This is a genomic window from Acinetobacter sp. ANC_7503 (assembly GCF_056780035.1).
Window position 1 is genome coordinate 35,229 of sequence record NZ_JBWYJA010000011.1, and the last position, 14,562, is coordinate 49,790.

Consider the following 14,562-nt stretch of genomic DNA (forward strand, 5'->3'; position numbering starts at 1 on the left):
ATTACTCTTTATACCAATCATTTGCTTTATATTTTTGCATACTTACAGATGTATTATTTTTTAAATAAGTATTGAGTATAAATTTCAAATTTGTGTCCGCCCCCTCTTGAGCACAACTCACCTCCACTGATTGATCTTTACTATTCACTTTTCTAAAATATGCAAAAGCATTTTTGTCATCGTAAATTAGCCAAATATTGTGCCCATATTCTTTGTACTCTGAATTGTAAATATTAAACTGTTTTTTATTGTATGATACTTTTTGACACTGCCCTGTTGACATCCATTGTGTATTAGTTGTTTTAAGATTTAAATTATTTACCACTTTGAAGCGATTCAAACTATTTTTACTTTTACCAAAATCCCAGATATGATCACATTCAACTTCTTCTAATACCGTGATCTTTTTTATTGGTTGATTCCAATAATTCATACACTCTTTCGAACTTTCAGCATATAGTGTTGGGCTACTTAAGCACACGAACATAGTCATTATTTTTTTTAGTTTTTTCATAAATCCACCTTAAAGTCCAAAACTGTTGAAATCAGCTTCTAAATCACTTTCATCGTTAAATTCTTCATCATGATAGTCATGATCATCTTCATCATGCCCTCCACAACATGCTTCATCTGAACTATCACTTTTATCTTGAGTAAATTCTTCCTCAATTAGAAGCAACTTATCTGATTCATCCTCAGATTTACCCAATAGTACTATTTCAACATTATCAGGGTTCTCACTAAAGATTCTCTCTGTGCGAGCATTTTCATCAAGAAAACCTATATATTCTGTCTTTTTATCATGATTAATGACTTTATATTTATAGTCATTCTTTAAAAGTTCTTTTGAAATTAGTTCACTAAAATCAAATCTTCTACTAAATATCCCACTCTCAGGCATCTTAGGTAATTGCGCATTTACAGTTGCCCCACCCGTAAACAAATGTTGCCCTGCCTTACTCTCAAATTTTCCACCCGTCGTGCTAAATACTCCACTAGCATTAATCTTGAGTTGCGAGCCACCTGCGGTCAGTACAATTTCTTTAGGGCTGGTAATTTCAATTTTATCTTCGGTTGAAATAAGCTTAATCACCTTACGTGCAATTGCTTCAATCGCATCATCTTGCGCTTGTAATTCAACTTTACCTTTAGCTGCGAACGCTCGAAATCCTTTCTGTGCAGCAAACAAACTGATCTTGTCTTGAGCGTGCCCTACAATATTTTTTTGCGCACTTAAATTAATTGAACCCTGTGCACTCTCCGCAATATCTTGTGATGCTTGAAGAATAATGTCCTCAGGCGTTGTTAATGCAATCCCATTGGGTGAAGCCAAAAGCATGAGTGCCTGTCTAAATAAACGCCCTTGCTCTTGTTTTTTTTGATCAGAACTATTTTCTAATCCTTGAGTATATCCCTCCATAAAACCTGTCAGTGTGCTTAAGGCTTTTATTGGATTAATATCATCTTTTTTGTTTGCACCACCAAAACCAGTGCATAACACAAGCTGATCTTCCATATTCAAGTCAACGCTTGAAATTGCTTTACTCACATCTTGAAGTGCTTGAAATGGGTTATCTTTAATCCCATTTTTAATACTTTCAAATTTCCTCTTTATCGCTTCAGAACCATATTCTTGTACGTTATCAATAAATTCCTTGAGATTATCAACCGCTTCTTGAGCATGCTCAAAGTAACTATTAAACTCATCCACAATTCCAGCAGTATTACCACCTAAAGTACCAATATCCTTAATAAAACCACCACAATCTTTCAGTGCATTTAATGGATCCTTCGCTATTCCCTCTTTAAATAAATTCACTGTAGACTGCAAAGCTTGAGCACTACTTTTGATTTCTAATGATTGAATAAATTTAGGTAATCTACTAATTACATTTAATGCATCCGATTGTTGTTTTACTGCAATTTCACTGAGCACTTTCATACTCTGCTCACTCTGACTCAACAGAGATTGAGCCTGTGTAGCTTCAAGATGATCAGCAATTGCTTTTTCTTGTGCATAAGTCGTAATGAGCATTCCTTTCCCTGCACGAACAGCGCCATACGCATCAGTTCTCAGCTCAAATCCTTCTCCACGTCCATCACTTTTTTCCTTATCCTTAGGATGACTCAAATTACCCAGATTCAATTGAGTTGCCGCATGACTACTTTGCAACTGAGTACTAATTTGTCCTGTCGTATCATCAAATCGGAGTTGGTTAAATCCAGAACCACCAACTTCAGACGAACGAATCCCACTCAGTTTTTTGGTGTCCGGTAACTGCCCCTTAACATCAAACATGGTTTGATGACGTTCTGCTTCATGTAAACGCCCAACAACGAAAGGTCGATCAACATTTCCATCAAAGAAATCAATGACTACGATTTCACCTATACGTGGATGGAATCTTGATCCGTACCCCTCCCCAGCCCAAGAAGTTAAAACATCAACCCATGCAGAGTCTGTATCATTATCATTCGACCCTGCACCACCATCATGTTGATGATCATCATTACGTGTAAATACGAAGCGAACCTTAATACGTCCCCATTGATCCACATAGATCGTTTCACCTTCAGGACCAACCACTTTTGCCCGTTGAGGATAAGCAACTGGACGATGTTTCAATGGATCATATTCTGGAACAATAGGTATAGCTCGGCGCACTAAACTCAGTTCTGTAGATAAACGCTCATCTGTTTTTGTCTTTTTCCAACGACTCAAATCAATTAATGTTTCAATTTGATTATTTAAATCTTTAGGTAAATTATTTTGATTAAAAAAATGTTTTCCTAAAATAATAAATTGGCGATCTACCCCTTGATGTTGATCTATTTCTGGATGCCCCATAAATTCAAACCAATACCCAACATTGGCATCTCGAACGCTACTCACCGCAGTAAAGTATTTAGCCTGCAAATCTTGGTATTGATTGAGTTGTGTATTCAGTTTTTGCAGTTGTGAATTGTTTGATAGAGTGGCTTGATCTTCACCTTTTAAATCAGCAATCCAAGCAGGACTCACAGTCCATGCTTGTTCTAGACTTAAGGTTTCATTATCCAACTGGTCACTATGTTGATGAGCACTGAGTTGATAATCATCTTGATCTTGCGCAAGTATATCGCCCTGCCAACGTTGTACCTGAATTGCTGTAGATTGTATTGAGCGTTGAGCAATAAAGCTGGTAATCGTATCAAAACGTTCTGTTGCATGACTGCGATGGAATCTGAGCGTGCGTCGATCTAAAGGCTCGTACTGACTATTTTCATCTATTAGCCTTAATTTTTGTGATTGAATTTCTTTCGCTGAGAATGGCACAGTTTGATCTGTCTCATCAATCAACCAATTAATGCCTTCACTCCGCCATAAGCGTGTTAGAAAATCATAGTCTGATTCGTTGGCTTGCATCACAAATGGACGTATATCATATGATGCTTTTAAACCCGCCGTTGACAGACTCAAAGCGGTACTAAATAACACGCTTTTCGTCTGCCACTCTTTAAAAATAATCTCAGTGATATCAACCACGGATTTGTTCATAAATACGCGACTGTTACGGCGTTTGTGCCAAAGTGAAGTTGCATCTTCAACAGTCAACTTATATAAGGTCAACGCTCCATCACTTTGACCTTGGCTCACCCCTGTCACAATCCCAGTAGTCCGAGCTAATTTTCCAAGATCCGTAACTTGATCGACAGCCACTAAACAACCAATGAATTGCTTAAGTTGTAAATGCGCATTCGTCGATAAGCATAATACTTCAGCTTTTAAGCCTTGATTAATAAAGTGTTGACCCTGAATTCGTTGAATGAAAACTTGGCTATCTAATATTGGATTAGAAAATTTAATATGTAAGGCGCGCTTTTGCGGGCTAAGACCCAAGCCTTCTATAATTGAATTGATATTATTGAGCATAGAATGATTAAAGCTATTATTATGATTTTTGAAAATTGTAGCGTATTCCGCTCAATCTTGCTTTTAAATATTGTAATTATTCTAAACAAAAAATAGGAACCAACGCATTGATTCCTATTTATTTCCAATGAATTTATATTGAAAATTCAAGTTTTTTTAAAATGGAATTCGCTTATAACGGCGATATTCAGGCTTCCAGAAATTATCTTCAATACTTTTTTCGATCAGCTCATCACTCAATGGCAAAGCAACACCATCCTCAATTGCCGCTTTTGCAACCTTAAACGCGATGATTCGGGAGACTTTCTGCAAATCATTAAGATCAGGAAGTAAGTCGTCGTCAGGGTTTTGCAATTTTGGAGAGCAATCTGCTAACGCCATACTTGATGCCATCAGCATATTGTCTGTAACACGCGTTGCCTGCACAGCAATCACCCCTAAGCCAATCCCTGGGAAAATATAAGAGTTATTACACTGAGAAATATTGTGTAGCTTATCTTGATAATTAACAGGCATAAATGGACTACCAGTTGCAATCAAAGCGCGACCGTCCGTCCACTGAATAATATCTGCTGGTACAGCTTCTACACGCGACGTTGGATTCGACAATGGTAATACAATAGGATGCTCGCAATTGGATGCCATAGTTCGAATAATTTCTTCAGTGAATAAACCCGGTTGTCCAGAGACACCAATTAACACAGTCGGGTGTGCATTTTTTACAACATCTAGCAATGAAATGATGCCTTCCGCATCAGCCCACGCGGATACATTTTCTGAACTTTGAACCAGTTTACGCTGAAAATCTAAAAGGTTTGGTTGATTATCGGTCAATAACCCAAAACGATCGACCATATAAATTCGTGATCTTGCCTCAGCATCACTCAAACCTTCAGCCACCATTTGCGCAATGATTTGCTCAGCGATACCACAGCCCGCTGAACCAGCACCCAAGAATGCCACTTTCTGGTCACGTAATTGTTTTCCTGCAGCTCGACTTGCTGCGATTAAGCTACCGACTGCAACAGCAGCAGTGCCTTGAATATCATCATTAAAACAACAATATTGATCACGATATTTTTCCAGCAATGGCATTGCATTTTTTTGAGCAAAATCTTCAAATTGAATCAAAGCTTTTGGCCAACGGCGTTTAATAGCACGAAGTACGTCATCCACAAAGTCATAGTATTCATCGCCACTAATACGAGGCTGATTCCAACCTAAATAAATTGGATCATTTAGCAACTGTGCATTATTGGTTCCTACATCCAATGTAATGGGTAATGTATAAGCTGGGCTAATACCACCACATGCGGTATAGAGAGATAATTTTCCGATTGGAATTCCCATCCCACCAATCCCTTGGTCACCTAAACCAAGAATGCGTTCACCATCTGTGATTACAATGACTTTGACGTTATTCTTATTCACATTTTGTAAAATATCGTCAATGTTGGCACGATCAGGATATGAAATAAATACACCACGATGACGGCGGTAAATATCAGAAAATCGTTGACAAGCCTCACCTACCGTTGGGGTATAAATAATCGGCATCATTTCTGATAAATGATTTTCTATGAGATGATAAAACAAAGTCTCATTGGTGTCTTGTATATTTCTCAGATAAATATGCTTATTAATGTCGTCATGAAATGACGTAAATTGTTGATATGAACGTTGGTGTTGCTCTTCAATCGTTTCAATCACATGAGGCAGCAAACCATTGAGATTAAAACTTGCTCGCTCCTCCTCAGTGAACGCAGAGCCTTTATTAAGAAGAGGTAGTTCAAGCAAAGTAAAGCCAGCATAAGGGGTATAAAGAGGGTGTTTTACTTCAGTGTGTTCAGTTGTCATCTCTAATCTCATGGATCAGGCCTAAATTCAGACCCTTTTCATTTCATTTTTACCATTTATTTAAGAAATAGCTTAAGCCGAAATGAAGACAAATGTATATTTATAAAATTGATAATAATATTGGCAGTATTTTTAAATTTTATAACTTCAATCCATCATTCTATTGATAGAAAAATAGATAAAACTGTCACATTTCAAATGTATTATTCATGTTTATTAACTTTTTTTTGCAAACTAATCTGAACGATTCAGCTAATATCGGATTCAATCGTATTTTTACTTCATTATTAGATCCACATGAAAATTACAGCTAAAATTGCCATTTTGCCATTAACTATTATTTCACTGCTAAATGTAACGGGTTGCCAAACTATCACTGAAACGACTTCAAAGGTCGGTGATAAAGCACTTTCAATGGTGGGTTTAGCACGCGCTGATAAAACCCCTGAAATTGATAAAAAAGGCATTGTCGATATTAGTAAAACCACACTCGAGCAAATTGAGAAACTTAAACAAAATATGCCGATTGGTCAGTGGGTATATATCGAAAATGACCTTCAAGGAATTTATGACTTACAAAACAAAGCTGTTGATGGTCACATGCTGTTCCTGCGTTTAAATTGTAAGAATAGTGTCCAAAAACCAAGTCTCAGCATACAAAATGCGGAAGGATCAGAAATTTTAAATAGTCTTCAGCCTGAAGTTGGAACGATCCAAGTACTACTCGACAATAAGAATTACGGAAATCCTTTTAGTTTGACGAATCAAAAAAAATTAGCGACATTTCAAACTGCTGCTCAAAAGGCCAAAACCATTAAAATCTTCCATGCATCTAAGTTATACACTTTCCAAAATGGTAAAGCAGAATTACTAAATAAGCCTGTCACGTGTATGGCTTAATTTCGAGTCATAAAATTGCCTGATTTCTATTTAAATTCACATTAAATGAGATAAAGACAATCAGGCTCAATTCAATCATCGATATGCATTAGATGTAAAAGATTAATTTCATCATCGTTAATTCTGCAAATAGCGCATAGTGATTAAAAAAACTTATTTTATTATTTTTTATGTCGGATAAGTTTTATTCAACGCAAATCTGCTTCGCTAATGAGCGCTAAATTTGCTATATTTGTCGTTTTTCTGCGACATTAATTTTTCGATAAATTATGAATACGGCAATACAAGCAGCTCTCGATCATGCAGTGCAATCTCTTCAAGCTGAAGGGGTCCTCCCATCTGACTTTAACAACAGCGGAAACTTAACGCGAACCAAAGACCGAAGCCATGGTGACTTCGCTTCCAATATCGCAATGATCGCGTCTAAAGCTGCAGGTATGAAGCCTCGTGATTTAGCAGAAAAAATTCTTGCTGCACTGCCAGAAGTTGCGGATATCAGTAAAGCGGAAATCGCTGGTCCTGGTTTTATCAACTTTTTCTTGAATGCAGACCAACGTTTTGCTGTTCTTGATGCTATTCAGGCACAAGCTAATGATTTTGGTCGTACGCAAGTTAATGCTACGAAAAAAATCCAAGTTGAGTTTGTCTCTGCGAACCCGACATCAAGCTTACATGTGGGTCACGGTCGTGGCGCAGCATATGGCATGACGGTTGCGAATTTACTTGAAGCAACTGGTGCTACAGTGGATCGTGAATACTATGTGAATGACGCTGGTCGTCAAATGGACATTTTAGCGACGTCTACTTATCTACGTTACCTTGAGTTAACTGGTCAAACATTAGTATTCCCTAAAAATGCTTACCAAGGCGATTACGTTAAAGAAATTGCACAAAGCATTATTGATCAAGACGGCGATGCATATGTTCGCCCTGTAGCTGATGTTTATAAAGATGTGCCAGAAGATGTGCAGTATGCTGAAGAACTTGATGCCGAAGGCAACAAGGTTGTAATTTCTGGCGATAAAGAAAAACACATTGATGGTCTAATTTTTAACTCGCAGACGTTAATAGGTGAAGGTTATCGCGTTTTTCATCAAGCTGCGTTAAAAGCAATTCTTGATGATATTAAAGATGATCTTGGTGAGTTTGGTGTGACTTTCAACCAATGGTTTAGTGAAGCATCATTGACTGAAAAAATTGAAGAAGCATTACAAACACTTGATCAACGCGGCTTCCTCTATGAGAAAAATGGCAACATTTGGTTCAAATCAACAGAATTTGGTGATGAAAAAGACCGTGTTGTAAAACGTCGTAATGGTCAAACCACTTACTTCGCTTCTGACATTGCTTACCATCTGAATAAACTTCAGCGTGGTTATACTGACATTATTGATATTTGGGGTTCAGACCACCACGGTTATATCGCACGTGTAAAAGCAGCGATTGATGCGATGGGATATGACTCAAAAAAACTGACTGTGTTATTAGTACAATTCGTCAGCCTATGGCGCGGTGGTGAGATGGTTCAAATGTCATCTCGTTCAGGTCAATTCGTCACATTGCGTGATCTACGTAAAGAAGTCGGCAACGACGCTGCTCGCTTCTACTATGTCATGCGTAAGTCTGAACAGCACATCGACTTTGATCTAGATCTCGCGGTTTCTCAAAGTAAAGACAATGCGGTGTATTACATTCAATATGCTCATGCACGTATTTGTCGTATGCTAGAAAAAGCAAGCAGCTTGAACATCAACTTCGATGCGACCACTGCGCGTGGTTTTGCCGCAAAGCTTGAATTAGAAGCTGAAACTGAAATCTTAGCAAAACTTGCAGCATACCCTGAAATTATTGCACGTGCTGCAAACAGCCATGAACCGCATCAAGTAGGTAACTACTTAAAAGAACTTGCAGCATTGTTCCATGGTTGGTACAACGAAAATAAAGTACTCGGTGATGATGCTGATCTGACCCAAGCACGTTTGTTGTTATCGGTAAATGTTCGTCAAGTCTTGAAAAATGGTTTAGAGCTTTTAGGCGTTTCTGCACCTGAAAGCATGTAAGTCATCGAAGGTGAATCTTTTTAAAAGATTCACCTCTTTAGACTTTTATTATTGAAAAAAATGAGATAAAAACTCCATGTGATGGTAATCCAATTTTCCATTGCATGATCTTAAAATAAGAGAGGTTTCCAAGTGTTTGGAAAAACGCAGCGTGGTGTATCAGAAAGACCTAACAAACCTAAACAACCATTAATACCAAAATGGTTAGGTATGCTTGTTCTGATTTTAATTGTACTGAGTTTTGCCGTAGCCTTAATGCTATGGAAACCGTGGGCGCCAGTCCAACCAAAAAGCAATGATATTCAATCTGAACATTATCAAGAAGATACGAATAAAGATTATCGCTTCTACGATTTATTGCCTCAACAACAAGTGACTCCAATCCCCGATCAAGCTGTACCTGAAAATCAGCAAGTGAACACCGCACCTGTCATCGTGGAAGCACCTGTGGTTGCTGATGCTACAACGACAGAGGGTGAGCTGATTGAAAATGCAGAACCTCAACCCGTAGCGAGTAGCTACCTTTTACAAGTCAGAAGTTATCCAGATCCAGATAGTGCTGATGCACGTCGTGCTGAAATTATTCTCAACGGCTTATCTGCAGATGTCATTAAAACCACGGAAGGCGGTCAAACCTGGTATCGGGTTGTCTCTGGACCTTATGACTCTCAAGAAGCAGCTGTTATCGCTCAGCAAACCCTACAACACAGCGGTATTGATTCAATCGTTGTAAAACGATAATCATAAAAAAGGATGCGATTAGCATCCTTTTTTAGTCTAGAGCAAACCTAAAATTTTGCTAAGTAGCGTTGGATAAAAGAAATACACTCTGACGCATAAACTTTAGCTAAATCATGTTGTCCGTTCGGGATCACATTCAGCTCTGAATACTTAAAAGCGTGATTTAAATACTCACCTACTGCGACAGGACTAATGTCATCATCTCCGCCCCAGATTAATAGTACAGGACATTCAATTTCAGCAAGCCGTTCATCTAATTTGGTTTCATCATCAATAAACCAGTGCGGCACTTCATATTCATTTTGATATTCTGCACGCCAATCTTTAACATGAAATGGTGTTAAATCTATGCCACCTGACGTAGCGACCAGCACTAAACCTTGAATCAATTTTGGATACTTCAATGCTGCTTGAACAGCAATGACCCCACCCATAGATTGAGCGATCAGAATACTTGGGTGTTGAAGATGATCAAATACATAATCTTGTAAATCTGACATTGAATTTACATGTGGATGATCAGGATATTCACCAAAACTGGGATAAGCAATGATATGCGTGTCGTACTCAGATTCAAAATGTGATTGAACAGGTTTCCAAAATGCAGTACTGCCAGATGCTCCGGGCAGGAAGATTAATTTCACTGCTTGATCCGCCATCTTAATCACCACCCTTGATAACCGCTCGCTGATAAGCAGGTCTTTGTTTTATGCGTTTTACATAGGCATGAATGTTCGGATATTTTCCATTTAAGCGTTCATCCATCGCGATCAAGGGAAAACTCATTTGGATATCTGCAAATGAAAACTGAGATGTAAAAAATTCATGTTGCGCCAAATGCTGTTCTAAAAATTCAATATGTTCAGCGAGACGCGGTTGTATAAATCCATCACTCACCCCATCAATAATTTTATTGGCAATTGGTCGAATCACAAAAGGTACTTTAGGAGGTACAAACGAGAGAACTAAGGTCATCACTAAAAGTGGCATTAATGAACCTTCAGCATAATGCATCCAATACTGATATTGTGTTAAATCAGGCTGTGACTGGGGTTTAAATTGATGCTGTGTATCATAGCGATCAGCCAGATAGTCTAAAATCACCGCAGATTCTGCGATCACTAAATTATCATCAGTAATCACTGGTGATTTCCCCAAAGGATGAACCTTCTTCAATTCTGGTGGAGCGGCGTAAGTTGGCAATCTTTTATAATGTTGAATTTGGTATTCAGTACCTAATTCTTCTAGCGCCCAAATAATTCTTGAAGAACGTGATTTTTCTAAATGATGTAATGTCAGCATAAGACCACCTAATTTTATTTCTCTCTATATAGCCATTTTGAATAAAAAAAAGACATCCTGCTTTACACAAAATGTCTTCTTTTTAGCTGTAAATTACAAAAATACAGAATGTTGATGCCTATTAAGTTGTCTATATTTAAACAATTGTTGTTTTAATTTCGACACTTCTGAGCAATGTTTTAGTGACGGGTGTTTTTTGGCACACATTTAAAATTTTTTCTTGTAGCGCTTCATCCAAGTTAGTTTTAAAACTTAAACGACGCTCAATCCATTCCTGCCCTTCTTTATTGGCTTTAAAATCTGCCTCGACACTGAATTCGCCCAAATCCAGTCCTTTATGCTCTGCATACATTCGTAATGTAATCATTGTGCAGGAAATTAATCCTGAACAAATAAAATCATACGGTGCAGGCCCACGATCTAAACCTTGGAATGATTCAGGTTTATCGGTGAGAAATGTGTGCTGACCAGATTGAATTTCACCACCCCATTTTTCAGGTAGTGTGGTGACCTTTGCATTTGCGATCGTTGCCATTTTATTTTCCTTCTGTGTCTTATTATTTAGATGGACGCATGCTATCAGGCAATATCGGAGCTTTCAAACGCTCGCCTTGGTATGATGGAATTGACCCAAAACGTGGATCTTCTGCTATCCATTGATCACGTGCAATTTTGATTTCTTCTTGCGTACGTCCAACGAAATTCCACCATAATAAAATTGGTGACTCAAATGGCTCACCGCCCAAAAGCAGTACACGACTATTGTCATGGATCTCTACTTCCACATATTCTAGCCCTGGCTCTAAAATCACCATATTGTCTTCATCAAAATGATGACCATTAATAGTTGCTGTACCTTCAAGCGCCATAAATCCATATTCAAACTTTGGATTTAAAGGTAAACGTGCTTTTGTGGCTGCTTGCGCAAATAAATCAACACCTAAAAGCTCAGTATGTACTTTGACTGGTGATACTGTATTTAGATACTCACCGACCAATACCGTAAATTCGATACCTGACTGATTGACGACGGGTAATTCTGGATAGTGATTAAAAGCTGGATCGATGGTAAGTTTGTCATCAGGCAATGCAATCCAAAGTTGGGCAGCATGCATTTTTGTTTCATTCGCTGGCGCGACTTCAGTATGTGAAATACCTCGACCTGCGGTCATGAGGTTAACTTGCTTGGGCTGAATGAGCTGATCTGTTGTCCCTAAGCTGTCGCTATGCAACATAGTCCCTTCAATCATCCAAGTAAAGGTTTGTAGACCAATGTGTGGATGTGGACCAACATCTAGACCTTGTCCAGCTTCAAATGTTACAGGACCTGCATGATCTAAGAAGCACCATGCGCCAATCATACGCTTATGGCGACTTGGTAAAGCGCGTTTGATCACTGTCCCTTGACCAATTTCTGCACGGCGCAGTGGAAATTCCTGAATAAATTGGTTGGCGTGCTTTTCACAGTCTTCTGAATGAGACAATTCGGTATAAGTATTATTGGTCATGTTGTTATCCTAAAAGTTTGGCAAATGGCTATCTTTGTTATAGATATTAACAAGGTCATGCAAATTGAACCACCTTAGACTTAATACGCTGAATACTATAGGTAGGACAATTGGAGTTTTGTATGTATTAAAAATAGAATGCTTGCCCGCCCTTGATTTAATAGTTTTGGAAATAACTGTGATAAAGGATACTCATGCTCTAACGTATAAATAATTTTATCCAATCTAAATTGATCTGCTGTTAGATCAACTATATATATCTACTTCCTACATTTAAAAGCCAAGCAGACTTTCTGTTTCCTTTATATTTTTTCCTAAAATATATTGGAATTCACCATATCCTTTAGATTCTAAGTAAGTAGCAATCAAATTGCTTGAGTTTGGGAAATTTCTTAAAACAACGTTATTTGGGCTAATGACTTCCTATGCTTTACGTATTTTGACTAATTCTTCAAACATAGAATTCTTCTGAATTAAATTTTAGATAATAAATAGAAAGGACGCCTAAGCGTCCTTTTTTATTGGGGTATGTCTTGATTCAGATACTGCCGCTCACGCAGCGCTTGGGGTAATTCAAGCGGACAGCCATGCTGTCCGAAATCCCTCACTGCCGCGAGCATAGCTCTTGGCGTAATTTAGGCAAGAAACGTTGTTTCTTGAAAGCCCTAAATTACTCCCATTCAATCGTAGCTGGTGGTTTAGACGATACGTCATAAACAACACGTGAAACTTCTGCAATCTCGTTCATGATACGAGTAGAGATTTTATCAACAAGATCATAAGGGAGATGTGCGAAACGAGCCGTCATAAAGTCAACCGTTTCAACCGCACGAAGTGCAATCACCCATGCATAACGACGACCATCACCGACTACACCCACAGATTTTACTGGTTGGAATACAGCGAATGCTTGTGCAGTTTTGTCATACCAACCACTTGCACGAAGTTCTTGCATGAAGATGTCATCGGCTAAACGAAGAATGTCAGCATACTCTTTCTTCACTTCACCCAAGATACGAACACCAAGACCTGGCCCTGGGAATGGATGACGATAAAGCATCTCAAATGGAAGACCTAAAGTCGTACCCAAACGGCGTACTTCATCTTTAAATAAATCACGAATTGGCTCAACCAATTCAAAAGCGAGATCTTCCGGTAAACCACCCACATTATGGTGTGATTTAATCACATGTGCTTTACCTTGTTTGCTTGCAGCAGATTCAATCACATCAGGATAAATCGTACCTTGCGCAAGGAAGTTTACGCCATCAAGCTTACGTGCTTCTTCAGCAAATACTTCGATGAACTCACGACCAATGATTTTACGTTTTGCTTCAGGATCAACTTCACCTGCCAAAGCGTCAAGGAAACGTTGTTCAGCATCAGCACGAATCACACGGATACCCATGTTTTTCGCAAACATTTCCATCACTTGATCCCCTTCATTTAAACGAAGAAGACCATTATCAACGAATACACATGTCAACTGGTCGCCAATTGCTTTGTGAAGCAATGCAGCCACAACAGATGAATCTACACCGCCTGAAAGACCAAGAAGAACCTTCTGATCACCAATCTGTTCACGTAATTGTTCAACACGCAAATCAATGATGTTTTCAGAATTCCATAGGCTACGGCAACCACAGATCTTTTGTACAAAGTTCTCAAGTAACTCTTTACCTTTAGCAGTATGGGTTACTTCAGGGTGGAACTGGATACCGTAGAAACGACGAGCTTCGTCAGACACCATTGCCACTGGGCAGCTTGGTGTACTTGCAGTAATTTGGAAACCTTCTGGAATTTGAGTCACTTTATCGCCATGACTCATCCATACTTTCAATTTGTCTGCTGAATCTTCAAGATCGCCAATTAAAGCATCACGTACCTTAATATCGACTTCAGCATAGCCAAACTCATGAACTGTACCCGGTTCAACTTTACCGCCCAACTGAGCAGACATCGTTTGTAAACCGTAACAGATACCCAATACTGGTACGCCTAAGTTAAACACAACTTCTGGCGCACGTGGGCTGCCTTCAACGTGAACACTCTCAGGACCACCTGAAAGAATAATCCCTTTTGGATTAAATGCGCGGATGTCCTCTTCCGACATATCAAAAGCATACATTTCAGAATATACGCCTGATTCACGTACACGACGTGCGATCAATTGGCTATATTGAGAGCCGAAATCCAAAATCAGGATACGATCTTCGGTAATTTGAGTATTGGTAGTCATGATAACAACTATGAAAGGCTAACGAAGGATTAGCGCGCTATT

General features: G+C 38.6%; 11 protein-coding genes. 3 read left to right on the plus strand and 8 right to left on the minus strand.

The features are described 5' to 3' along the window. Position 1 precedes the first annotated feature (1 nt). The 3 genes from AC1M9M_RS11905 to AC1M9M_RS11915 all read right to left on the minus strand — a co-directional run bounded on the left by AC1M9M_RS11905 (position 2) and on the right by AC1M9M_RS11915 (position 5,770). The gene (locus tag AC1M9M_RS11905; protein ID WP_481593730.1) at positions 2–514 is read right to left on the minus strand and encodes a hypothetical protein; all 513 of its coding nucleotides are present in this window, start codon (positions 512–514) and stop codon (positions 2–4) included. 9 nt (positions 515–523) lie between these two features. Next, positions 524–3,913, minus strand: a complete 3,390-nt coding sequence (locus tag AC1M9M_RS11910) for a type VI secretion system Vgr family protein (RefSeq protein ID WP_481596434.1) — start codon at positions 3,911–3,913, stop codon at positions 524–526. 156 nt (positions 3,914–4,069) lie between these two features. After that, the gene (locus tag AC1M9M_RS11915; protein WP_481592185.1) at positions 4,070–5,770 is read right to left on the minus strand and encodes an NAD-dependent malic enzyme; all 1,701 of its coding nucleotides are present in this window, start codon (positions 5,768–5,770) and stop codon (positions 4,070–4,072) included. Positions 5,771–6,067: 297 nt separating this feature from the next. Between AC1M9M_RS11915 and AC1M9M_RS11920 the strand changes: the two genes are divergently transcribed. From AC1M9M_RS11920 to AC1M9M_RS11930, 3 genes are all read left to right on the plus strand, one after another. After that, positions 6,068–6,670 (plus strand): hypothetical protein, encoded by a 603-nt coding sequence (locus AC1M9M_RS11920; RefSeq protein ID WP_481587717.1) that lies wholly within the window; start codon positions 6,068–6,070, stop codon positions 6,668–6,670. 269 nt (positions 6,671–6,939) lie between these two features. Next, positions 6,940–8,730, plus strand: a complete 1,791-nt coding sequence (gene argS, locus AC1M9M_RS11925; protein WP_481596435.1) for an arginine--tRNA ligase — start codon at positions 6,940–6,942, stop codon at positions 8,728–8,730. Between the two features lie 132 nt (positions 8,731–8,862). Then, positions 8,863–9,471: an SPOR domain-containing protein gene (locus AC1M9M_RS11930; RefSeq protein ID WP_035268975.1), complete on the plus strand. Its 609-nt coding sequence runs from the start codon at positions 8,863–8,865 to the stop codon at positions 9,469–9,471. A gap of 47 nt (positions 9,472–9,518) precedes the next feature. Here AC1M9M_RS11930 and AC1M9M_RS11935 read toward each other — a convergent pair whose 3' ends face one another. The 5 genes from AC1M9M_RS11935 to guaA all read right to left on the minus strand — a co-directional run bounded on the left by AC1M9M_RS11935 (position 9,519) and on the right by guaA (position 14,520). Next, entirely contained in the window at positions 9,519–10,130 is a 612-nt protein-coding gene (locus AC1M9M_RS11935; RefSeq protein ID WP_481596436.1) for an alpha/beta fold hydrolase, read from the minus strand. 1 nt (position 10,131) lies between these two features. Beyond that, the gene (locus AC1M9M_RS11940; protein WP_481592182.1) at positions 10,132–10,773 is read right to left on the minus strand and encodes a glutathione S-transferase family protein; all 642 of its coding nucleotides are present in this window, start codon (positions 10,771–10,773) and stop codon (positions 10,132–10,134) included. 136 nt (positions 10,774–10,909) lie between these two features. Further along, the gene (locus tag AC1M9M_RS11945) at positions 10,910–11,308 is read right to left on the minus strand and encodes an OsmC family protein (protein WP_481592181.1); all 399 of its coding nucleotides are present in this window, start codon (positions 11,306–11,308) and stop codon (positions 10,910–10,912) included. Between the two features lie 22 nt (positions 11,309–11,330). After that, on the minus strand, positions 11,331–12,281 hold the full coding sequence (locus tag AC1M9M_RS11950; protein WP_481596437.1) for a pirin family protein: 951 nt from the start codon (positions 12,279–12,281) through the stop codon (positions 11,331–11,333). A 670-nt stretch (positions 12,282–12,951) separates the two neighbouring features. After that, the gene (guaA, locus tag AC1M9M_RS11955) at positions 12,952–14,520 is read right to left on the minus strand and encodes a glutamine-hydrolyzing GMP synthase (RefSeq protein ID WP_481589363.1); all 1,569 of its coding nucleotides are present in this window, start codon (positions 14,518–14,520) and stop codon (positions 12,952–12,954) included. Between the last annotated feature and the right edge of the window lie 42 nt (positions 14,521–14,562).